This is a genomic window from Fictibacillus sp. 7GRE50 (assembly GCF_015903875.1).
Classification (GTDB): Bacteria; Bacillota; Bacilli; order Bacillales; family Fictibacillaceae; genus Fictibacillus; species Fictibacillus phosphorivorans.
The window spans coordinates 1-21,806 of the sequence record NZ_JACZDW010000005.1 but is presented as its reverse complement, the minus strand read 5'-3'; the positions used below and the strand labels follow the sequence as shown (position 1 = coordinate 21,806).

Here is a 21,806-nt window from a genome sequence, read left to right as displayed (position 1 = left end):
TGTATATACAGGTTAAATTATTTTTGTGAGATGTATATACAAGTTTAGTTTTTATGAAACGCTTAGACACATTAAAGAAGTGAACAAGTTTTCATTGAATGCTAATTAAGGGTATAGAGTTATATCACTTTTTTTAAAATGAAATGGAAACGGTTTCTAGGAGGGAACAGAATGAGTAAAATACGCGAATCAGCTGAACAAATCGTCGAAGCTCTCGGCGGTAAAGAAAATATATCAGCAGCTACTCACTGCGTGACGCGCCTTCGTCTTGCTCTTAAGGATGAAGGAAAAGTAGACGAGAAAGCTCTGGAGAATATTGATCTCGTTAAAGGTTCTTTCTCAACAAACGGCCAATATCAAGTCGTCATTGGGCAAGGAACAGTAGACAAAGTGTACAACGAGTTCATTGATATTACGGGTACAGGGCGCGCGTCTAAAGAAGACATTAAGGATGAAGCGAGTAAGAAGCTTAATCCACTTCAACGCGCGATAAAAGCGTTAGCAGATATTTTTATCCCGATTCTTCCTGCAATCGTAACGGCAGGTCTATTGATGGGGATTAACAATATTCTGACTGGTCCAGGTATTTTTTATGATAAGAAATCATTCATTGATGTTCACCAGAACTGGGCTGATCTTGCTGGAATGATTAACTTGATCGCCAATACTGCTTTCGTGTTCTTACCAGGTCTGATCGGTTGGTCCGCGGTTAAAAAGTTTGGAGGAAGTCCATTACTTGGTATCGTTCTTGGACTGATGCTTGTCCATCCAGATCTTTTAAACGCATGGGATTATGGAAAGACAAAGGATATCCCAACATGGAATTTATTCGGTCTACCGATTGAAAAAGTAGGTTATCAAGGTCAAGTATTGCCCGTTCTAATCGCGTCTTACTTTTTAGCGAAAATCGAACTTTTCTTAAAAAAGCGTATTCCTGATGCTTTGCAGTTATTATTGGTAGCACCGATCACATTATTAGTAACAGGATTTTTAGCGTTTATCGCTATCGGACCGATCACGTTTACGATCGGTAATAGTATTACGGACTTTTTCGTATCAATCTTTGATAACTTTGCATGGCTAGGCGGGTTGATCTATGGTGGTTTCTACTCATTGCTTGTTGTTACTGGTATGCATCATACGTTCTTAGCAGTCGACCTGCAGCTTATTTCAAATACAGGTGGTACTTTTCTGTGGCCGATGCTTGCACTATCAAACATTGCACAAGGTTCTGCAGCACTTGCGATGTTTATGGCAACACGTGATGAAAAGCTTAAAGGGCTTGCTGGAACGTCAGCATTATCAGCATATCTGGGAATCACTGAGCCAGCGATGTTTGGAGTGAACTTACGCTTCCGTTATCCGTTCATCTTCGCGATGATTGGTTCTGCAATTGCTGGAATCGTGATTACAGTTGCGGGCGTTCGTGCGTCATCTATTGGCGTTGGAGGTATACCTGGTTTCCTTTCAATCTTACCAGGAAGCTGGGGATCATTCTTTTTCGGTATGGGAATCGCACTTGTCGTACCGTTTGTATTAACGTACCTTTATGCAAAAGTAAAAAAATCTAAGTAAGACAATTAAACAAAAACGACCGGGATAGCAACATTTTATTTCCGGTTGTTTTCATTACTAAAACATATATGGCGGTGAAAGTATGAAGAAGGAACCATGGTGGAAGCGATCTGTTGTGTATCAGATCTACCCAAAGAGCTTTAACGATACGACAGGAAACGGAACAGGAGATATCGACGGAATCATTGAGAAGTTAGATTATCTAAAAAAATTAGGAGTAGACGTATTATGGCTAACTCCGATCTATGACTCTCCTCAACGAGACAACGGCTATGACATTCGAGACTATTATAAAATCTTTGAAGATTATGGGACGATGGAAGACTTTGATCGTCTGCTTCAAGAGGCACATCAAAGAGATTTGAAGATCATTATGGATATCGTAGTGAACCATACAAGTACAGAGCATGAATGGTTTCAACAATCACGCTCATCAAAAGACAATCCTTACCGTGACTTTTATATTTGGAAAGATTCTGTTGAAGGTGGAGAACCATCTAATTGGATTTCAAAATTTGGTGGATCGGCTTGGAAGCTTGATGAGGAAACAGGTCAATACTATCTCCATTTATTCGATGTGACACAAGCGGATTTAAACTGGGAAAACAATGAAGTTCGTCAAAGAGTTTATGAGATGATGAACTATTGGTTTGAAAAAGGCGTGGATGGCTTCCGCTTAGATGTAATCAACCTTATTTCAAAAAACCAAGATTTCCCTAACGATGATGGCTCCATAGCACCAGGAGATGGACGGAGATTCTACACAGATGGCCCGCGCGTGCATGAATACATGCAAGAGATGAACAAGGAAGTGTTCTCAAAATATGATGTCCTCACAGTAGGTGAGATGTCATCCACAACGATAGATAACTGCATCAAGTATACGAATCCTGGCCGAAACGAATTAAGCATGACATTCAACTTTCATCATTTAAAGGTCGATTATCCGAATGGTGAGAAATGGAGTATAGCTGATTTTGATTTTCTTAAATTAAAGGAAATTCTTTCGACATGGCAAGTTGAGATGCATAAAGGCGGTGGGTGGAACGCGTTATTCTGGTGCAACCACGATCAGCCACGAATCGTTTCACGTTACGGTGATGATGGTGAATACCGTGTACAATCAGCCAAGATGCTTGCGACTGCGATTCATATGATGCAAGGAACGCCTTATATCTATCAAGGTGAAGAGTTCGGGATGACAAACCCTAAATTCACGAAGATCGATCAGTACCGTGATGTTGAGTCGTTAAACATGTTTAACCTATTAAAAGAAGAAGGCAATAGTGAAGAAGAAGTACTAGAGATTCTTAAACATAAATCACGTGATAATTCTCGTACTCCTGTTCAATGGAATGATAGTGAAAATGCTGGGTTCACGACAGGAGAACCTTGGATACCGGTTGCGTCTAACTATAATGAAATCAATGCCGAAGCAGCTGTAAATGATGAGAACTCTATTTTCTATCATTATCAGAAGCTCAATCATTTAAGGAAAGAACTAGATATAGTAACATACGGGGATTATGAGTTAATCCTAGAGAATCATCCTGATATTTTTGCGTATGTTCGTAACGCAGAGAATGGTGAAAAACTTCTTGTCGTGAATAACTTCTATCGTAAGAGCACAGATTTTGAATTGCCAAAATCCATTGATCTTACAGGTCTATCTGCGGAAGTGTTGATCAGTAACTATGAGGGAACACCTACAGATCTTTCTTCATTTTCATTACGGCCGTATGAATCTATCGTTTTTCACTTGAAAAAATAATGCTACACTAATTATGGTGAATAATGATGAGAAAAAATAAATTTCAAGAAATCTATCAGGAAATATCTGATCAAATTCAAGAGGGTGTCTTAAAAGCCAATACTCAGCTTCCCTCCGAACACGATTTAGCAGACAAATATGAAACATCGAGGGAAACTGTAAGAAAGGCACTAAATCTTTTATCACAAAATGGCTTTATACAAAAAATCCGTGGTAGAGGATCAATCGTTCTAGAAACAAATAAGTTTAGCTTTCCTGTTTCGGGATTGGTAAGTTTTCAAGAGTTGTCAGAGTCCATGGGGAAAAACAGTGTAACGACTGTTCATGAATTTGACTTGATAGAGCCTGATGCGTTTCTTCAGCAGCAGCTTCAAACAGAGTCTGAAGAGCTAACATGGAAAGTCATTCGATCACGACAGCTTGATGGAGAGCGCATCATTTTGGACAAGGATTACTTCTTGAAAAAATACGTACCCAAGCTCACGAAAGAAATTGCTGAACAGTCCATTTACGCTTATTTAGAGCATGAGTTGGGACTGAAGATCAGTTTTGCAAAAAAGGAAATTGTCGTCGTAGATTGTACAGAAGAAGATAAGAAATTGTTGGATCTTGGTACTTTCGAGCATATTGTCGTTGTAAAAAACTATGTGTACCTGGAAGATGCGAGTCTGTTTCAATACACAGAATCTCGCCATCGCCTAGATCGCTTCCGATTTGTCGATTTTGCGAGGCGGGGAAGATGAATGATAGCAGGAGAATCACACAAAAAACCGCAGAGAAATTAAAATCCTCTGCGGTTTTTTTGTGACTAAAATCCATTAGGACCATCACCACTATTCCAATGACTGCCAACTTCACCTTGTCGTACACGAGGATCAACGTTAGTGGTATGTTTATCATTTCTTTTCTTTCTTCTATAATCTATGATAAATGCTAATGCTAAAATTCCGATGATGAATAGTAGCAACCACCACAAAGTAATACCCCCTTTTATTAAAGTGATTTTACCTTAGAATTAATTTATATCGCCAACATAAGTAGGTCCGTTGTATTTTGAAAAGCTCTTTTCCTGAATCAATGGAATGATTTCATGGGGATAATAATTATACTCTAAGAGCCGGTCGATCGGCAGCCACTTGATGGCTAATTGAGTAGAATCTGGAGAAAGCGGCTGAAAACGTGATGGAACCTTTTCTAAGAAAGCTTCAAAGATATGTTCTACAATATGTATTCGGTCCTCCTCTTTTTGATTCACAACGTGATTTTTGCTAATGAATTCCCGAACCCACAACAATGGACCAACTTCTACTTTTACACCTAGTTCTTCTAAGCATTCTCGAATCACAGCGTCTGATAAAGATTCATTAAAATCCTGTCCACCACCTGGTATAACATATTTTGCTTCATATTCGTTTCCTTTTTTAATCGTTAAAACATGATGATCATGAATGATTAATGCTTTCACTGAACTTCTAATTCTTTTCATATTGTCAGGCCTCCGTAAATATGTCTTCTTTAATTTACCATGTCTGTAATGTTGACAGCTTCTGTAAAGTTCGTTAGTATTATAACAGTTACCAACACGCTTCAACGCGTAAAAGCGTTTAAGTAAATAAGCGTAAGAAGATGAACGGAGAGATTTTCATGAAAAAACAAATGAAGCTACCGGTGGCTATTGGATTATTCACAATGATTTTTGCTGTGATGTTCACGAGTCTCGTGTATATAAAAGTTGAACCACATATACCATTGTTAGCCTGCTTGATCTTATTGGGAGCAGTAGGCGTTGTCTTTGGCGCACCATGGAAGACGATAGAAAAAGGAATATTGAACGGAATCATTGCCGGATTGCAGCCGATCATGATTCTGTTAACAGTAGGACTTGTTATAGCAAGTTGGATGTTAAGTGGAACAGTGCCTACGTTACTGTTTTATGGGATGGATATCATTCAGCCTGAATGGTTTGCAGTAAGTGCCCTCATCATTACTGTTATTGTTTCGTCTTTTACAGGAAGTTCGTTTACAACCGTTGGTACGGTTGGTGTAGCCTTAATGGGTATCAGTCACGTGCTTGGAGTGAACCCAGCATTAGCTGCAGGAGCTATTGTCTCTGGAGCATGTTTCGGAGACAAAATGTCACCACTGTCTGATTCAACAAACTTTGCACCAGGAGTCGTTGGCGTAAATATGTTTGAGCACATTCGACACATGATGTGGACAACGGTTCCGGCATTCATTCTGACTGCTATTGCCTTTTTCATACTTGGTGGAAGTGGAGGCAACGCGAATCTTCAAGAAATCAAAGAAATACAATCTGTACTTTCGAGCGAATTCCCAATCCATCTTTTAACTTTGATATCACCAGTCGTTGTACTGGTTTTGGCATTTCGTAAATTGCCTATCATACCTATTCTTTTAGCTGGGGTAACGGTGTCAATCATCGTTGGATTTTTCTTAGTACCAGACCTGACGCTACAAAAAGTGATCAATGTTATGCAGAATGGTTTACAAACACAGACTGGTAATGAAACAGTAGATACCATCGTAAACAAAGGTGGATTAATGTCTATGATGTGGTCGATCTCGCTAGTACTAATTGCATTAGGTTTAGGTGGAGTGATTCAAGCGTTAGGAATGTTTGATCTATTGTTTGGAGCTGTGAAAAACACGACTCAAAAAGCAAGCAAGTTAATCGCGACTACCCTAGCTTCTTCAGTAGGAATCAATTTACTTGCAGGAGAGATGTACCTTTCCATCCTGTTACCGGGACAGGCATTAAAGGATGCATACATTAAGTCCGGCGTCCCGTTAAAAAACTTATCTAGAACGGTAGAAGATGGAGGAACACTTGTAAATCCACTCGTTCCTTGGAGTGTGAGTGGTGCATTCTTTGCATCAACATTAGGTGTATCAGTTATAGAATACATTCCATATGCATTATTCTTATGGCTGTCTCCAATGTTTACATTATTACTCGCTTATACAGGTTGGAGTATCGGGCAAAAAAAAACTAATCAAATAGATAATGATCATACAGCAGCATAACAAATAATGAGAAGCATCTTGAGGGATGCTTCTTTTTCATTGACAATAAAGAGGTTTATTATTATTATCATTATCGATAACAATAATAAAAAAGGATGATTCTGTATCATGCAAAGCAAAGCAGATTTTATCTTACATCCTGTTCGAATGAAAATTATACAGCAGCTTTCTAAAGGTCCTGCTACCGTAATGGAATTAAAAGAATGGGTGTCTGAAGTTCCTCAAGCGACGTTATACAGACATTTAAATCTACTTAGTAAAAATGAGATCATATATGTTGTTGAAGAAAGAAAAGTACGAGGTGCGGTCGAGCGTACGTATGCTCTGGACCAGAATTCAGCATATATATCTGCTGAAGAAGCTGCTAACTTATCAAAAGAAGAACATATGAAAATGTTTATGACGTTTGTATCAAATGTTACGGGCGAAGTGGAAGCTTATTTAAACGGCAATACAAATCTTAAAACAGACATTTTTGGATATAACCAGTTGGATCTTTATTTAAATGATGAAGAGTGGGAAGAACTTAGTCAGGGAATGCAGGAACTAATCGGCAAATATGTGCCAAACAGACCTTCGAAGCATAATAAAAGGGTTAAGCTCGTTCAGATGTTGGTACCTGAGCCTAAAAAGAGTATGTAAGAAGATGAAACGCTGATATATTTAGCAGTATGCATTATACTGTATTCATATCAAAAAATACCAAATGAATACCGTTATTAATAATGATAACATTCCATAAAATTAAAAGTTAGGTGATAGAGCATGAACATGACTAGATTTTACAGAAATTTATTTGAACTGAATGGCCACCCAGTCGTGGCACGTTCATTAAAAAAATTCGCACAATCTAAAGCAAGTAAACCTTTCATTCCTTCATTCGTGAAACTATATAAAATAAACATTAACGAAGCCACTCGTGAGCTAAAAGAGTATCATTCTCTTCATGATGTTTTTATCCGTGATTTAAAATCTGATGCTCGTCCAGTTCCAACGGATGCTCATGCATTTGTAAGTCCTTGTGATGCTGTGTTATCAGTAGTAGATCATCTTACTGAAGAGAGCCGTTTTACTGTAAAGGGACAGGAATATACGGTGGCTGAGTTATTAGGTTCTGAATCAGAAGCAAAGAAATACAGTGGAGGACAAGTATTTGTTTTCTATTTAAGTCCTACGGATTACCATCAAGTCCATGTACCTGTGGATGCTGAAGTTGAGTCCGTATACACACTAGGAAGAGAAGCTGCCCCGGTCAACGAGCTTGGATTACGTCATGGACTACGACCGTTAACACGGAATTACAGATTAGTTACTAGAATGAATGCAGGTGGCCAACCTCTTGCACATGTTATGGTCGGTGCTTTGAATGTAAATACGATTGAACGTACGAATTATGAGCCTGCTGTAAAAAGAGGAGATTCATTTGGGTACTTTTCATTCGGCTCTACCGTAGTATTATGTATTCCACAAGGTGCTTTGAAGTTTACAGGGAAAAAAGGAAAAGTTAAGATGGGTGAGCTTCTTGGTGAATGGATTCCGAGAGAGGTTTAATTATCAAACTAAAAAGCTGTTTCAATTTACTTAGCAGCTCTCAATAGTAGTTGATTTCCGCTCCAGGTTGCTCGCTTTCCATGGGGCGACCGGTGAGCCTCCTGCCTAGTTGCAGTGACTAGCCCCTCGAGGTCAAAAGTTAAACGGTCAAGAAGGCAAAGTGCGCCTTCCTAGCCCATTCACCTTTTGCTTGTCGGGGCTGAACGAGCCACTTCCACTTTTCGGTCTGACCGCTCGTCCCATAGGAGTCTCGCACCTTGCGCTACAATCAACTCGCATATGAAGAGAAAAACATAAAAACAACCTTTTGCTAAACCTCTACTTGATAACGGAACGGTTTTAGGATGAGTATATTGATTTAGTTAATAAAACATCACATAAGAAAAAAGGATAAAACTACTCGTCATGTCGAGTTAGTTTTATCCTTTTTCTGTTTCAATTTTTCCCCTCACATCACGCTGCGAGTTCTTTTTTGTCTTCTTGAACTTCTTTTTTTAGAATACCCGCGATAAAAGCGGTAACGATTGAACCGATTAGAATCGCTAATACATATAACGACGGATTTCCGTTTACGATTGGGATAACGAACGCGCCTCCATGTGGAGCGGGAAGTCCGATGCCGAATACCATAGACAATGCACCAGCTACAGCGGATCCTATAACGGCGGCCGGGATTACACGACCAGGATCGGCAGCGGCGAATGGTATAGCACCTTCTGTAATAAAAGAAGCTCCCATAATGTAATTTGTTTTCCCTGCTTCTCGCTCTGCTTTTGTATATTTCTTTTTAAACAATGTTGTTGATAGTGCGAGACCAAGTGGTGGCACCATACCACCAGCCATAATGGCTGCATGTGGGGCAAAGTTACCTGCATCGATCATCGCGATACCGAATGTGAAAGCGGCTTTATTGATAGGTCCACCCATATCGACAGCCATCATTCCGCCTAGAATTAAACCTAAGAATACAAGATTTCCGGTTCCCATCCCTTTTAACCACAACGTTAATGCGTCGTTCAATGCTTTCACGGGTTCAATCACAATGAACATCATGATCAGACCGGTGAGAAGGATACCGAATAAAGGATAAAGAAGAACAGGTTTGATTCCTTCTAGTGATTGAGGCAAGCTGCTAAACAACTTTTTTAATCCAAGAACTAAATATCCTGCTAAGAAACCAGCGATCAGCCCGCCAAGGAATCCAGCTCCGCCTGTTGCGGCCATAAATCCTCCGACCATACCAGGCGCAAATCCTGGACGATCTGCGATACTCATCGCAATAAAACCTGCTAATACAGGAATCATTAAAGCAAACGCGTTACCGCCACCTATCGTGCTCAGTGCTTCAGCGATCGGATGATAAGAAGGATCTTTCGGATCAGCTGCGTTAATGCCGAAAATAAACGAGATAGCGATTAAGATTCCTCCACCAACAACGAAGGGAAGCATGTTGGAGACACCGCTCATCAAGTGTTTATAAAAACCAGATCTTCCTCCTGGTGAAGCAGCTTTCTTATTATCAACACCCTTGGTTTCTCCGTTACTTTTATAAACGGGTGCATCTTGATCTAACGCTTGCTGAATGAGCTGTTGAGGCTTTCGAATTCCTTGAGCAACTGGGACTTGAATTACGTGCTTGCCGTTGAAACGCTCCATCTCAACTTGTTTGTCTGCAGCGACAATAATCGCATGAGCTTCATCAATATCTTCTTTCGTAAGTGCGTTTTTAATTCCGCTCGAACCATTTGTTTCTACTTTTAAGTTGACGTCCATTTCCTTCGCTTTTGCTTTTAGCGCATCAGCGGCCATATACGTATGAGCAATTCCTGTAGGACAGGCTGTAACGGCTAGTATTTTTTGTTTTGATGAAGAAGAGGTCGGAGCATCTTCTTTCTCCATCTCTTTTTCTTTAGCATCAATCGCATCTAAGATCTCTTTTTCTGTTGTAGCAGATTGGAGTTTCGATCTGAAATTAGGGTCCATCAAAAAGCTTGAGAGTCTAGAGAGTGTTGCTAAATGGTCATTGTTAGCGCCTTCATATGCAGCGATCATAAAGAACAGATGCGCGTTTTGACCATCCAAAGATTCATAATCGATGCCGTCTGTTGAACGGCCGAAAGCGATAGCAGGCTCGCTTACAGCATTTGTTTTTGCATGAGGTATGGCGATTCCTTCACCAATACCTGTTGTACTTTGGCTTTCTCTGGCTAAGATTGCTTCTTTATATCCTTTTTTATCACTTAGTTTTCCAGCTGTATGCAGTTTCTCAATTAATTCATCGATTACTGCTTCTTTGTATTGAGACTGTAAGTTTAATAAGATTGTATCTTTTGTTAATAAATCCGTGATTTTCATCATCATTCCTCCTCGTTATCGTGTTACTTCTTCTATAACGATCTGTTTGCGTAACGATTCTACCTGTTCTAGCGTGCACAAGTCTTCTGAAAAAGCAGTGGCACTTCCTGCAGCGACTCCGTATTGAAACGCGGTTGAGAGGTCACGCTCTTGGATGATCTGAGATAGGAATCCTGCTACAACCGAATCACCAGCACCTACTGAATTTTTAACGGTTCCAACGGGTACGTTTGATATTAGGACAGTATCTTTGTTAAGAAAGATTGCCCCATCTCCAGCCATAGAAACGATGACATTCTGTACACCAGCTTCTAACAGCTTTTTGCCGTAAAAAATAGCATCCTCTTTACTGTTAACGTCTGTTTGAAAAAGTTCTCCCAGTTCATGGTGGTTTGGTTTGATTAAAAAGGGCTGAAACGATAGCGTCTTCCGCAGTGCTTCTCCAGCCGTATCAATGACCGCGTGAATGCCTAGGTCTTTACACTTTTTTGCGATCTCTGCATAAAAATCCTCTGAGATCGATGGTGGAATGCTTCCAGCAAGAAGGAGGAAATCACCTTCGCTCATGTGGTCGATCTTTTGAAGTAAATCATGTTGTTTTTCTATAGAGATAGAAGGTCCAAGACCATTAATCTCTGTTTCCTTATGAGACTTGAGCTTCACATTAATTCTCGTAACTTCTGAAACATTTATAAAATCATGAAGAATTTGCTCTTCTGTTAAAAAGTCTTTTAAAAAAGCACCAGTAAAGCCACCGGTGTATCCAAGCGCAGTACTGTCTATCCCAAGATGCTTTAGGACGCGTGAAACGTTGATGCCTTTTCCACCGGGGTATACAAAGGTGTCTGATGTGCGGTTTAAATGTCCTTCTTTAAAATCCTCCACTCGAGCTATATAATCGATGGATGGATTGAGTGTGCAAGTATAAATCATGGTGTCACAACCCTTATCTCTGTCTTGTCTTGAAAGTCATAGATGACGTCATCATCAATTTCGTTCGTAATAATAATAGCCACACTTAAGTCAGCTACTTTTGAGAACGAAGTCTCATGAAACTTCGTATGATCAGCTAATATGAATGCTTTTTGTGAAAGAGAGATCGCTAAACCTTTTACTGCGGCCTCTTCCGGATCTGGCGTAGTGAAGCCTGCCTCCATATGAATGCCGTTCATCCCAAGAAACACCTTATCAAATCGGTAGGAACTCAAACTCTTAATCGCACTGCTGCCAACAAGTGCTTTCGTTTTAGACTTTACGAGTCCACCTATCAAGTACGTCTTAATCTCGAGCTCACTTAACGCATCGAGGTGTGAGATGGCATTCGTTACAACCGTAATCTCTCTATCCTTTAGATGAGGAATCATCTTTAGTGTTGTCGTACCTGCATCGAGATAGATACAATCTCCAGTCTCAACTAAGTCGCATGCATACTGTGCAATTTTTTGTTTTTCTACAGCGTTTCTCTCGGATTTTTCATAAACGCTCAATTCCTCACTTTTTTGGTGAGTAAGTGATGCTCCGCCATGTACGCGTTTTAATTTCTTTTCTTTCTGCAACTGACTTAAATCTCTGCGTATCGTAGACTCAGAGGACGCTGTTGCTTCTACGAGTTCTTGTATGGTTACTACTGACTTTTCGCCTAAAACTTCAATAATCTTACGATGTCTTTCAGGTGTAAGCATTCTGACACCTCCAAATGTTCTTTATCTTTGACATCATTTTAACGTAAGCCCTTACATTTTTCAATCATAAACAACCAAAAATAATCAAAATCAGCCATAGCCAAAGTATTCCATTTCTTTTGGTATAATGAGGGTACATAAAAAGCTGAAGGTTGTGAGAAGTGTGAGTAGTATAGAATTACATACAGATTATCCAAAAACGAGGGTGACTTTAGCAGAGGATCTTAGATTATTAGGATTAAAAAAAGGAATGACTGTTATCGTTCACTCTAGCTTGAAGTCGCTAGGTTGGGTTGTAGGAGGACCTGTTGCAGTTGTGCAAGCGTTAATGGACGTTATTACAGAAGAAGGAACATTGGTTATGCCTACACACACGGCTCATTATTCTGATCCGGCAGGGTGGCTGAATCCACCAGTTCCAAAGGATTGGTGGCCAACAATCATAGAAGAGATGCCTGCGTTTGATCCAGCTGTAACACCGACCTATTTTATGGGAGCGATTGTAGAAGCATTTCGCACGTTTCCGGGTGTCTTAAGAAGCAATCATCCAACAGAATCTTTTGCTGCATGGGGAAAAAATAAAGAAACGATCATAAACGATCATTCAGTGGATTTCGGTTTAGGCGAACAGTCACCTCTTGGAAGAGTTTATGAACTTCAAGGTCATGTTCTTTTATTAGGTGTAGACTATGATTCGAATACCTCCATGCACTTAGCAGAACATCGCGTACCGTCACCAAAAACAGAACAAAATGCAGGCCCGTTTTTTAGCGATGGAAAAAGAGTTTGGAAGTCGTTCACTCAGATCTCTTATCGAGAAGAATTGTTTGAAGAGATTGGAGAGGTTTACGAGCAAAATAGTTATCCAGTCAAGAAAGGAAAAGTTGGGATGGCTGATTGTCGACTGATTCCACAGAAAGAACTCGTAGACTTTACGGAGAATTGGCTAAGTCAGTATGACCAAAGTAATAAACCGATTGAGCATGCTTAATGTTGTGAAAAGAAGGGTATGTTTAGTAGCAAATCCAATGAAATGAGGGAATTGCGATGAGGCGTTCCGTTCCAGCCACAATTATTTCATTCATAGTCGGTATCATTCAGCTTATCTTAATTTTACGTTTTATTTTCCAGCTGTTTAATGCAAATGAAGGAGCAGCTTTCGCACAGCTCATATACGGTCTGAGCCAACCGCTTCTATTACCATTTGCAGCGATTTTTCCAAACGTCGAACTAGCCAATGGATTTCTGATCGAATTGTCCACGATTGTTGCAATCATTGTGTATGGCGTAGTGGGCATGCTGCTAAAAAGGCTTTTCTCAGTAAGAAAAGCAGATCACGTTCATCGTGAAACGGTGATTAGAGAAGAACCCGTTATCCGAGACGAGGCAACGACTAGAGAAAAGAGAATCATACGAGAAGAAAAAAGATAGAACTAAAAAAGCGTACACCGGCAAATTAGGTGTACGCTTTTTTTATGTCACATTAATTAGAAGAAAAACGAAGATGGGAAGTAGATAATCTTCTTTTTTGTTCGAGGATTGTTGCCCTTAAATTTTTTTCTTCACTTCATTGCAAGTTGATTGGAGTGGAAGGTGCGAGACTCCTGCGGGACAGGTGGGCAGGTGAGACATTTAGTGGCGCAAAGCGGCAAGTGGCTCACCGCCTGCCCCGCGGAAAGCGAGCAACCTGGAGCGGAAATCAACCACATTCAATCCCAACATCGAGTGCGAAAAATTACCTTAAATCACTTATATATTATGCAATCGTAATAACTTCATATGTAGCAGAAAGCTCTACAAAGTGTGCCATTCCTGAAATTTCCCCAGCCGCAAGCTCATTTTCAACGTTATAGTGGTCAACACATGTCTTGCAGGCGAATACTTTAACACCTTTTTCTTCAATTTCCTTAAGATGCAGCGAACATAGAGACTGTTCTGTGAGACAATATACGCCGCGATTCATGAAAAAGATAGCAGCTGGAAGATCAGATTGCTGTTTTAAAACAGTAAAATACGTTTCCATTACATTTTCTCCAAGAGCAGGATCATTGCCAGTACCAAATGAGTCAGTTGTTACAAGAATGATTTTGTTCTGCACGTCAAATCACGCCTCTCTCATATTCTTTTGGCGATAGCCAATATCTTTGTGTGAATTATACCACGCTTTGTTTAAACAAAGTCAGAGTTTGTTATGCTAGAAAGAGGAGGATGATGGTTATGAATGAATCTCTTTTTACCGTTATTGAAAAAGAAGAAGGACGTCGAGCGACATTTGAAGTCCTTGAATATAAGCAGTTGCCTGTAACAAGTGCAGGTTCAAGTTCCTCATATTATGCCAAAGAAACCGGGATATCGTTAAAGCAAGTTCGTATCACATTGCGCCAAGGAGCTGTTCAAGCTGAGGCGGGAGCATTGCAGTTTATGAAAGGTGATCTAGGACTGAAAAGTAATGCAGGTGGAGTTGGAGGATTCATGAAGAAGATGGCTTCCAATATTTTAACGGAAGAATCTTTGTTTAAACCATTGTATGAAGGAACGGGAGAAATCTACTTAGAGCCGTCGTATGGTCACTATTTGTTGTTGAACTTAAATGACGAAGAAGTAGTTGCTGATCGCGGAATGTTTTATGCGGCAGAACCATCCGTACAATTAGGTGTAGCCAGACAAAAACTAACTTCTTCTATAAAAGGAGAAGACGGGCTGTTTCAAACGAGATTAAGAGGCTCTGGCTTTTGCGTGCTTCAAAGTCCTGTTCCGCTTCAACAGATTATGAAGGTAGAGCTTCATGATGAAAAGCTTCAAGTGGATGGTAACTTTGCACTTTTAAGAAAAGGGGATATCGATTTTTCTGTTAAACGAGCTTCCTCTTCTATCATCGGATCGGCGACAAGTGGAGAGGGTTACCTGCACGTTTTTGAAGGAACCGGCGAGGTGTGGATAGCACCGACACTAGGAAGATAAAAGAAAAAGCTGACATGAAAGGTTGAACGCCTCATCCTTTCGTGTCAGCATTTTTTTTGTTGGGATCTAAAGCCTCAACACACATCAAGTCACAAGAAGTACATCTTGAAATGAGATCTAAAAGCTGCACCTACTCTTCAAACTGCCCGTTGTCAGTTGTTTGATTCGTTGTGTTATTAGCGTTCATGCTGTTCTCAGCAACTGTACCGCTGGTCTCGTTTGAATTTACTTGTATGGGTACGGTCGGATTCATCACTTCTCCGCCATTTTTGTTAACGGAAATGGTTAAGATCCCATTCGTATATTGAGCGTTAACATCTTCGTTTCTAAACATAAAAGGCAATTGTACGAACCGCTCCGTTCGTTTCATGGACTTTCTTTGTTGAAAATGCCCTGTTCTTTTATTTTTTGTGGATCGGATTTCTTCTCGTTGTGCCTTTATTTGAAGTCCTTGATTGAGGATTTCAATCTGAAGATCTTCTGGGTTATAGTCTTTTAGATTTGCACGAATCTTGTAGTCGTCCGCTGTTTCTTCTGTATCCACTTCAAAAGACATCTGGTCTGCAAATTTCTCAAACTGAGTGAGTCCTTTGTTGACATATTGGTCAAAAGATTTTAGCCAGTCATCCATAGAACGGTTATTAAAAAAAGGCATCAATGGACCTTTGCCTAACATCCTTATACCCCCTAAGCATTGCCGGCATTATTTGAATCAAAGATATCAGGATCTAATGTGTTTGTTGCGTTAACCACATTGGTTGTTTGTATAAAATTCCCTGTGTTTCCTCCGCCAGAGCCGTTGTATCCTTTGCCTGTTGATTTGGGATTGATGACGAGGGTATCGCCAAAATTCACAACCCCTTCTGCCGCATTAATATTGATAGGAGCTACAATTAAACAGGGCACTTTTAGCACCTCCCTTTGTCTAAGAAATAACGATTGTGACGTCGTCCTTTACAGATAAGTTATGTAGGTAGAAGCCTAAAGGTGAATGTTAACGTTTAAGCACAAAAGATTGGGCGGATGCATATTATGTGAGAAGTACTTGAAGGTGGGGATGAACGTATATGCCAGCAATTGTGGGATCTGTATCGGTAAACTCCGTATCGAGCGGCAGCGTTTTTCATGTAGGAGACGTCCAGACCATATGTCCAGTCAGTTATGCAAAAACGTATGCAGGAGCAGGATCTTTCAATACTGGGGATAATCTACGTCTGGAGAACGGTTATAATGTTACGTTTACGCAAGACCCTGATGTAAATGATAGTAACGCAGCAGCAAATTTTTAAACAACAAGCAAATTCCTTAGGTAGAAGGCATACATCTAACTAAGGAGCTGATTGTATGAATGAAGAGAGCAACTATTACTTGAGCAAGCTTCAACAGATGATTCTCGATCAGAATGATAAGATAAGAGACTTAGAAGACCAGATAAAAGCATTAAAGAAACAAGTGAGCGATCTATCATCCCAACCTCAAAATGTAGAATATAAGTTTGATCAGTTAAAGATAGAAAAACTCGAAGGCACTCTGCACATTGGACTTGGGCATTCAGATGATAGCAAAGACTTGATCGAACAGTTCAATATTGGTCAGAATACCCTTCAGATGCCAGGAAAGATGGAACGAAGTACGATTGAAAATCCAAACTACCGTGAGATGATTCAAGTGATGGATGGTTTTTTTGAGAAAGAAGCTCCTGTCTATTTAAAATCACTTGAAAGTAAAATGAATATTCCTTTAGATGAACCTTATCGAATCTTCATATTAGAAGATGTTCAGCGACAAGTTCCAGGAAGAATCAAGCACTATCTGACTAAATATGAGCCTAAGGATGAGCGGGGAAGAAGAGATATCATTCAAAAAACAAAAGAGGACATCTATCGTGGAATCGAAACTTTTATCGTGCATTTGAGAGATTCTAAGTCTACTGGAGGGGATGAAAGTGAAATTTTGCGTAACCAATCATGAGTTGTTTGTGGGAGAGATTAACATCATCGGCGTGGGGCTGTCATCGGTCGTATTAATCGGAGATACAGATTGTATCAGCTTGGGTTCTGCCTTTGACACACCTCCTGAATCATTGGTTTTAGGTACATCACTCGTTCCCCTATAAGAGGTGCACTATGTATCGAACATCTGTCGTAGACTGTGTCATCCTAAATTCACTTGCTAATTCAGGTGTCCTACAAACAGGAGATACTGACAAGATCAATAGTTTTTCTGCAGCTCTTGCTATCCAGAGAGAAAGTACAAAGTTTGGAACCTTCAATGTTCCATACAGCAAATACAAAGTTTTTTCACAGCCGGTATTAGTTCCAGTTTGTCCGGTGTATAAGATTAAACAAACGTATCATGCGAACCCATATATCAGAGTTGGAAAAATAGATATTCTTGGGGTGTCCAGTTCATCGATCCTTCATATCGGATCAGTCCATGATATAAAGCTTCAATCTCGTGTTAAGCATGTTCGTAATTTCTTAACTAATCCTAATCCGGAAAGTGAGGAGGAGGAATCATGAACCTTTTTGTTAGTCAGACGATCGTTATTCAGCAGATAAGAGTGGATGGCATACAAAACTCATCTGTGCTCCAAATAGGAAGCGCCGGGGTTATACAGCCGATATCGCAATTATTTAACACAGGCGGTTTTACAGGTCCTGCCCCTCAGATTCCGGATCCAGATACTCCTTCTGTTCCTTTAGGGCCGCCTTCATAAGAGGTGATTGAATTGGACACTTGGAAACAAATGATGGACTGGAAAAGGATGGCCGAAGAATACTTTGGTGATCAGTTCTTTACGCCGAATCAGAATCAAAGGTCGAATGCTAATCAAAATAACGAAAGTCCGCTTTGTAACATCTATGACACACCACAGGAAATATGCTGTGTGTTGGCACTTCCCGGTTTGAATCGCACAGAGGATGTTGAAGTGATGGTCGACCCGTTTAAGCTGACCGTACAAGGCAAGTTATCATTGACGCTAGATTCCTATCACTTAAGTTCAGAGGAATTTCAACTTGGTACTTTTAATCGAGAGATTCATTTACCTGAAAAAGTTCTTCAGGAGCCTGTTCAAGCTTTTTATCGAAAAGGGTTGTTGTTTATTCGGTTATTAAAAGATACACGACCTGGAGCTAATCAACGAAAGGTCAATCTGAACTGGGTGCAGGAGTAGTGAGTGTAAGCTTGACGAACAGCTATGAGCTCGCTTACAATTTAGAAAAACAACGGAAGGAACAGGTGTATACGTCCAATGCGCAATTAATCTGATTTTAGCCATTTACTTAAATAAAAAGTAGAACGCTAGATAGGATTTCTCTGCCCATTTTTAGGACTTCATTACAGGCCTGTTTTTTGTTTGCAAAAAAACACACTACTACGTTTTTTTGTGATATCTATTTTGGCTTGGGCAGACCTCTCTAGTTAATAGGGGAGGTTTTTTTATGCTTTTATTAGAAGCAAAGCATCTAGAAAAATCGTATGATGGAAAATTAATTTTAAAGCAAACAGAACCGCTACAACTTTTTGCTAACGACCGAGTGGGTTTAGTTGGTTTGAACGGTACTGGAAAGTCAACGTTTCTCAAATTACTGGCAGAAACGGAGGAAAGAGATGCTGGAACCGTCCAGCATTACGGAACCCTAGCGATCGTGAGTCAATTTGAACAAGGAGAGCAAAGTATTACTTCAAAAAGTGAGGCAGCATGGAATCTGCAGGGCAAAAGTTATGACACGATGAGTGGTGGTGAAAGAACGCGTACTCAAATTGCTGCTGCCCTAGAACAAAATCCAGATATCCTCATCTTAGATGAACCTACTTCTCATCTCGATGTTGAAGGAATGGATCAGCTCGCAGAAGTTCTTCAACATTTTAAAGGAGCGCTATTACTCGTCTCTCATGACCGGGTATTTTTAGATATGGTATGTACAAAGATAATTGATTTGGATCAACAAGCATTCACAACGTACCCTGGCAACTATTCAGATTATCTGATCCAAAAAGATCAGCAGCTAAAGAGAAAGCATTTTGAATATGAACAATATGTAAAAGAAAAAACAAGGCTAGAGAAAACGGCAAAAGATAAAGCATTGAAAGCCAAGAGTATGAAAGATAAACCATCACGCATGTCTTATAGTGAAGCAAAGCTAGGGAAAGGAAAGCTTCAAGGTGCAAAACGCCAACTTGAAAAAAAATCAAAAGTAATCGAAAAAAGAATTGAAATGCTCGATAAAAAAGAAAAGCCAAAGAAACAGCAAAATGTTGAATTCGATATACAGCGATTCTCTAGAGTTCGTGGTAAGCAAGTGTTAGCCGTTAAAGATCTCACTTTAGGATTTAATGGGAAGCAGCTGATTAAAAATCTTACGTTCTCTGTAAAACCGGGGATGAAGATCGTTTTGACAGGCAAGAACGGAACCGGGAAATCCACCTTGCTTCAAGAAATCTATAACGGAAATGAAGCGATCGTAAAGTCCAATCAGCTCAAAGTAGGCTACTTCCACCAGCATCTAAATATTTTAGATCCACTAAAAAGTATTCTGGAGAACGTGATGGAACATAGTCTTTACGATGAAACATGGGTGAGAACAGTCTTAGCTAGAATGTTGTTTAAACGTGAGGATGTTTTTAAACGAGTAGAAGTGTTAAGTGGCGGCGAAAAGATGAAGACAGCTTTAGCAAAACTTTTCTTGAGTGACTACAATGTATTGTTGTTAGATGAACCTTCCAATTATTTGGATTTGTTTACAAGAGAAGCGTTAGAAGAAGTCTTGGTAGCCTATCCCGGTACGTTCATCTTGGCCACACACGATAGACGTCTAATGGAAAAGACAGCTACACACATTTTAGAGCTAGAGCAACCGAAAGCATCTTGGTTCGAAGGAAATTATGCAGAGTATAATAAACGAAACGAAAATCAGAACGAGGGTAACCAGGAGGATGCCGATAAGTTGCTCAAGCTGCAGTTTGAGATGACGGAACTGATCAGTCAGCTTTCCACATGTTTAGACGTAAGGGAAAAAGTAAATCTCGATCAGAGGTACAAAGAGGTTTTAAGCACGATTAACAAGTTAAGGTCATAAAGAAAAGAGCCGTTCACATGAGCGGCTCTACTTGTTTTTATCTATTTTTACTGGTGGTTCTTCTTGCTCAGTTATTCCAGAATCATAGCCGATCTGATTCAAATCTTTTTTGTCAGCCACCGTACCACCGGCCATTCCTTCATTCATCATCCGGTCAACGTCTAAATATAAATCTTTTTTTCCTTCATTTTCTTTATCTTTTTTAGCCATTTTGATCAGCCTTTCTTTTTTGGACTAGTATTAGATTGTCCTATTTCGAAACTTATTTTCGGCAAACTCGTATAAAATAATAAGTGAAAAATCGAATACAAGAGATTCAAATATAGTAAACCCAATCGAAATGAGGAGATCATATGAAAAAAACACTATTGGCAGTTCTTTTATCATTCAGTGTTCTTACAGGTTGTTCAGCGGTGGAAGACGTAACGAACGGTATTAATTATGTACCAGAAGCAACTGAATACATTAACGACGTTCAACAATTTTCTAAAGAAATTCCTTCATTAGCTGAGAAAGCTGTCTCAGATCAGAATGCACGTGTTGAGTTAGAGAAGGCACTACAAGAAATGAATACGACGATTGAAGAATTTAATGAACTATCCCCACCGTCTGTATTTGAAGATATTCATAATCAGGTGATGGAACAGAATCAAACGTTCCAAGATGGAATAGATAAATATTTAACTGCGGTAGAGAACGGAGAAATAACCCCTGATTTCTTGGAGAAGAGTGGTTTGCTAGAAGATGTGAAAGTGTACACTGACTTATTGAACGATATTAAGCAATTAGGCGAGTAATCCTTTTTTCTTACTTTTTCTCATTTATTTAAAATTTCATGTTACATTTCGACTAAATTCGGGAATATGACAATGAGATAATTGGTGAGGGTGGGTAAAAGAATGGATGACTATCATATCAAGATTGAAGATTATATGCAGCTATTGAAGAAAAGATACAAAAAAGGAAGGCTTCAGGCGAAACAATATCGAAAACGATTAGAGCTCATTCATCTTTGGCACATTCGAGGCGTGGTTAAAGTGCCAAAGGACTAACTTGAAAAATAACCAGTCTTTGACGATAAATGTATAAACACGACTAGTCTTGGCAGGTGCAACATGATTTTAATAAATAATACGTTCGAAAAAGCTAGGCATACAAAATATGATTACTTCTATCATATTGCGTTTGCCGTTCTTTTCTGTTTATACAGTTTCCTGATGCTTTTTTCCAGCAAACTGCTGGGTTTTTTGTTTTTTATTTATGGCTTACTCTTATTAGGTCATACAGTTTGGAAGGGGATTCGCACGCTTTATTCCATTCCTTATACGTTGTTCGGATTATCGATTCTGTTTTTTAGCAGATTGTTTTGGATGCAGGCCATTTCTGTACTGCCAGTTTTCTTTTTTGACATCTTTCAGATCGGTTTTTTTCTCGGGGTAGTGATTGGGATTTGTTTGCTTTATAGTGTAATGATTAAGGGAGCACCTCTAGCTAACAAACTTCAAACCCACGGTGTTCATAGCATGTACTTTATTACAGGAAGCCTCTTATTTCCGTATACATGGATCTTTAGCTATGGAGCAGTCATGCAAGGAAATGATCGCAGCCTCATATGGGCATTGCTTATTCTCATCCTATGGGGGACATTATATTTCGTGCAGCTCGTTACTCATCGTAACAAAGTCATGCTAGCGGCATTATATGCAGTAAATCTAGGCATAGGATGCTGGACGATCTACAGATGGATAAACATACTGACGTAAGAAAAGAGAAGCCTTTTTG

At 39.7% G+C, this 21,806-nt stretch carries 28 protein-coding genes; 19 read left to right on the top strand and 9 right to left on the bottom strand.

Going from position 1 to position 21,806, the window contains the following annotated elements:
• The first annotated feature begins 171 nt into the window (after nucleotides 1–171).
• From treP to treR, 3 genes are all read left to right on the top strand, one after another.
• A complete protein-coding gene (treP, locus tag IHV12_RS18640) occupies nucleotides 172–1,575 on the top strand; it encodes a PTS system trehalose-specific EIIBC component (RefSeq protein WP_197191851.1) in 1,404 nt (467 codons plus the stop codon).
• An 82-nt stretch (nucleotides 1,576–1,657) separates the two neighbouring features.
• Complete coding sequence (gene treC / locus IHV12_RS18635; RefSeq protein ID WP_197191850.1) at nucleotides 1,658–3,346, top strand: alpha,alpha-phosphotrehalase; 1,689 nt, start codon at nucleotides 1,658–1,660, stop codon at nucleotides 3,344–3,346.
• A gap of 26 nt (nucleotides 3,347–3,372) precedes the next feature.
• Nucleotides 3,373–4,089: a trehalose operon repressor gene (gene treR, locus IHV12_RS18630; protein WP_197191849.1), complete on the top strand. Its 717-nt coding sequence runs from the start codon at nucleotides 3,373–3,375 to the stop codon at nucleotides 4,087–4,089.
• A gap of 65 nt (nucleotides 4,090–4,154) precedes the next feature.
• Here the strand turns inward: treR and IHV12_RS18625 are convergent, their stop codons facing one another.
• Both IHV12_RS18625 and IHV12_RS18620 read right to left on the bottom strand, forming a co-directional pair.
• On the bottom strand, nucleotides 4,155–4,322 hold the full coding sequence (locus IHV12_RS18625) for a hypothetical protein (protein WP_197191848.1): 168 nt from the start codon (nucleotides 4,320–4,322) through the stop codon (nucleotides 4,155–4,157).
• A 39-nt stretch (nucleotides 4,323–4,361) separates the two neighbouring features.
• Entirely contained in the window at nucleotides 4,362–4,832 is a 471-nt protein-coding gene (locus IHV12_RS18620; protein WP_197191847.1) for an NUDIX domain-containing protein, read from the bottom strand.
• Nucleotides 4,833–4,990: 158 nt separating this feature from the next.
• On the opposite strand from IHV12_RS18620, the gene nhaC reads away from it, so the two are divergent.
• The 3 genes from nhaC (at nucleotide 4,991) to IHV12_RS18605 (ending at nucleotide 7,942) form a co-directional block, all read left to right on the top strand.
• Nucleotides 4,991–6,391, top strand: coding sequence for a Na+/H+ antiporter NhaC (nhaC, locus tag IHV12_RS18615; RefSeq protein WP_197191846.1), 1,401 nt, complete (start codon nucleotides 4,991–4,993; stop codon nucleotides 6,389–6,391).
• Between the two features lie 108 nt (nucleotides 6,392–6,499).
• On the top strand, nucleotides 6,500–7,033 hold the full coding sequence (locus IHV12_RS18610; protein ID WP_197191845.1) for a helix-turn-helix domain-containing protein: 534 nt from the start codon (nucleotides 6,500–6,502) through the stop codon (nucleotides 7,031–7,033).
• A 123-nt stretch (nucleotides 7,034–7,156) separates the two neighbouring features.
• The gene (locus IHV12_RS18605) at nucleotides 7,157–7,942 is read left to right on the top strand and encodes a phosphatidylserine decarboxylase (protein ID WP_197191844.1); all 786 of its coding nucleotides are present in this window, start codon (nucleotides 7,157–7,159) and stop codon (nucleotides 7,940–7,942) included.
• 453 nt (nucleotides 7,943–8,395) lie between these two features.
• Here the strand turns inward: IHV12_RS18605 and IHV12_RS18600 are convergent, their stop codons facing one another.
• The 3 genes from IHV12_RS18600 to IHV12_RS18590 are packed head-to-tail and all read right to left on the bottom strand — an operon-like array spanning nucleotide 8,396 to nucleotide 11,979.
• The gene (locus IHV12_RS18600; RefSeq protein WP_197191843.1) at nucleotides 8,396–10,297 is read right to left on the bottom strand and encodes a PTS fructose transporter subunit IIABC; all 1,902 of its coding nucleotides are present in this window, start codon (nucleotides 10,295–10,297) and stop codon (nucleotides 8,396–8,398) included.
• A gap of 15 nt (nucleotides 10,298–10,312) precedes the next feature.
• Nucleotides 10,313–11,230 carry a 1-phosphofructokinase gene (gene pfkB, locus IHV12_RS18595; protein ID WP_197191842.1) on the bottom strand — a complete coding sequence of 306 codons (918 nt, stop codon included), beginning with the start codon at nucleotides 11,228–11,230 and terminating at the stop codon, nucleotides 10,313–10,315.
• Nucleotides 11,227–11,979, bottom strand: a complete 753-nt coding sequence (locus IHV12_RS18590) for a DeoR/GlpR family DNA-binding transcription regulator (RefSeq protein ID WP_197191841.1) — start codon at nucleotides 11,977–11,979, stop codon at nucleotides 11,227–11,229. Before IHV12_RS18590 ends, pfkB begins: the two co-directional genes overlap by 4 nt.
• A 127-nt stretch (nucleotides 11,980–12,106) precedes the next feature.
• On the opposite strand from IHV12_RS18590, the gene IHV12_RS18585 reads away from it, so the two are divergent.
• Nucleotides 12,107–12,970, top strand: coding sequence for an aminoglycoside N(3)-acetyltransferase (locus IHV12_RS18585; RefSeq protein WP_197191840.1), 864 nt, complete (start codon nucleotides 12,107–12,109; stop codon nucleotides 12,968–12,970).
• A gap of 56 nt (nucleotides 12,971–13,026) precedes the next feature.
• The gene (locus IHV12_RS18580; protein WP_197132642.1) at nucleotides 13,027–13,410 is read left to right on the top strand and encodes a YggT family protein; all 384 of its coding nucleotides are present in this window, start codon (nucleotides 13,027–13,029) and stop codon (nucleotides 13,408–13,410) included.
• A 325-nt stretch (nucleotides 13,411–13,735) separates the two neighbouring features.
• Here the strand turns inward: IHV12_RS18580 and IHV12_RS18575 are convergent, their stop codons facing one another.
• Nucleotides 13,736–14,077 (bottom strand): DsrE family protein, encoded by a 342-nt coding sequence (locus tag IHV12_RS18575; protein WP_197132644.1) that lies wholly within the window; start codon nucleotides 14,075–14,077, stop codon nucleotides 13,736–13,738.
• 119 nt (nucleotides 14,078–14,196) lie between these two features.
• On the opposite strand from IHV12_RS18575, the gene IHV12_RS18570 reads away from it, so the two are divergent.
• Entirely contained in the window at nucleotides 14,197–14,940 is a 744-nt protein-coding gene (locus IHV12_RS18570) for an AIM24 family protein (protein ID WP_197191839.1), read from the top strand.
• 130 nt (nucleotides 14,941–15,070) lie between these two features.
• Here the strand turns inward: IHV12_RS18570 and IHV12_RS18565 are convergent, their stop codons facing one another.
• On the bottom strand, nucleotides 15,071–15,616 hold the full coding sequence (locus IHV12_RS18565; protein WP_197191838.1) for an Hsp20/alpha crystallin family protein: 546 nt from the start codon (nucleotides 15,614–15,616) through the stop codon (nucleotides 15,071–15,073).
• Between the two features lie 11 nt (nucleotides 15,617–15,627).
• Entirely contained in the window at nucleotides 15,628–15,846 is a 219-nt protein-coding gene (locus IHV12_RS18560) for a spore germination protein (protein ID WP_066391061.1), read from the bottom strand.
• Nucleotides 15,847–16,007: 161 nt separating this feature from the next.
• Here IHV12_RS18560 and IHV12_RS18555 point away from each other — a divergent pair, with 161 nt between their 5' ends.
• From IHV12_RS18555 to abc-f, 7 genes are all read left to right on the top strand, one after another.
• Nucleotides 16,008–16,229 (top strand): spore germination protein, encoded by a 222-nt coding sequence (locus IHV12_RS18555; protein WP_197191837.1) that lies wholly within the window; start codon nucleotides 16,008–16,010, stop codon nucleotides 16,227–16,229.
• A gap of 55 nt (nucleotides 16,230–16,284) precedes the next feature.
• Nucleotides 16,285–16,911 (top strand): spore germination protein GerPC, encoded by a 627-nt coding sequence (gene gerPC / locus IHV12_RS18550; protein ID WP_197132655.1) that lies wholly within the window; start codon nucleotides 16,285–16,287, stop codon nucleotides 16,909–16,911.
• Nucleotides 16,886–17,056, top strand: coding sequence for a spore gernimation protein GerPD (locus IHV12_RS18545; RefSeq protein WP_370568727.1), 171 nt, complete (start codon nucleotides 16,886–16,888; stop codon nucleotides 17,054–17,056). Before gerPC ends, IHV12_RS18545 begins: the two co-directional genes overlap by 26 nt.
• A 10-nt stretch (nucleotides 17,057–17,066) precedes the next feature.
• Complete coding sequence (locus tag IHV12_RS18540; protein WP_197132658.1) at nucleotides 17,067–17,462, top strand: spore germination protein GerPE; 396 nt, start codon at nucleotides 17,067–17,069, stop codon at nucleotides 17,460–17,462.
• Nucleotides 17,459–17,659 (top strand): spore germination protein GerPB, encoded by a 201-nt coding sequence (locus tag IHV12_RS18535; protein WP_197132661.1) that lies wholly within the window; start codon nucleotides 17,459–17,461, stop codon nucleotides 17,657–17,659. The genes IHV12_RS18540 and IHV12_RS18535 overlap by 4 nt, the downstream gene beginning before the upstream one ends.
• Nucleotides 17,660–17,671: 12 nt before the next feature.
• Entirely contained in the window at nucleotides 17,672–18,118 is a 447-nt protein-coding gene (locus tag IHV12_RS18530) for an Hsp20/alpha crystallin family protein (RefSeq protein WP_197132664.1), read from the top strand.
• A 268-nt stretch (nucleotides 18,119–18,386) separates the two neighbouring features.
• On the top strand, nucleotides 18,387–20,024 hold the full coding sequence (gene abc-f / locus IHV12_RS18525) for a ribosomal protection-like ABC-F family protein (protein ID WP_197191836.1): 1,638 nt from the start codon (nucleotides 18,387–18,389) through the stop codon (nucleotides 20,022–20,024).
• Between the two features lie 27 nt (nucleotides 20,025–20,051).
• Here abc-f and IHV12_RS18520 read toward each other — a convergent pair whose 3' ends face one another.
• Entirely contained in the window at nucleotides 20,052–20,234 is a 183-nt protein-coding gene (locus tag IHV12_RS18520; RefSeq protein ID WP_197132670.1) for a hypothetical protein, read from the bottom strand.
• Nucleotides 20,235–20,377: 143 nt separating this feature from the next.
• Here IHV12_RS18520 and IHV12_RS18515 point away from each other — a divergent pair, with 143 nt between their 5' ends.
• The 3 genes from IHV12_RS18515 to IHV12_RS18505 all read left to right on the top strand — a co-directional run bounded on the left by IHV12_RS18515 (nucleotide 20,378) and on the right by IHV12_RS18505 (nucleotide 21,787).
• Complete coding sequence (locus IHV12_RS18515) at nucleotides 20,378–20,821, top strand: DUF6376 family protein (RefSeq protein ID WP_197191835.1); 444 nt, start codon at nucleotides 20,378–20,380, stop codon at nucleotides 20,819–20,821.
• 102 nt (nucleotides 20,822–20,923) lie between these two features.
• Complete coding sequence (locus IHV12_RS18510; RefSeq protein WP_191754565.1) at nucleotides 20,924–21,076, top strand: hypothetical protein; 153 nt, start codon at nucleotides 20,924–20,926, stop codon at nucleotides 21,074–21,076.
• Between the two features lie 63 nt (nucleotides 21,077–21,139).
• Nucleotides 21,140–21,787, top strand: a complete 648-nt coding sequence (locus tag IHV12_RS18505) for a hypothetical protein (protein ID WP_197191834.1) — start codon at nucleotides 21,140–21,142, stop codon at nucleotides 21,785–21,787.
• Nucleotides 21,788–21,806: the final 19 nt, after the last annotated feature.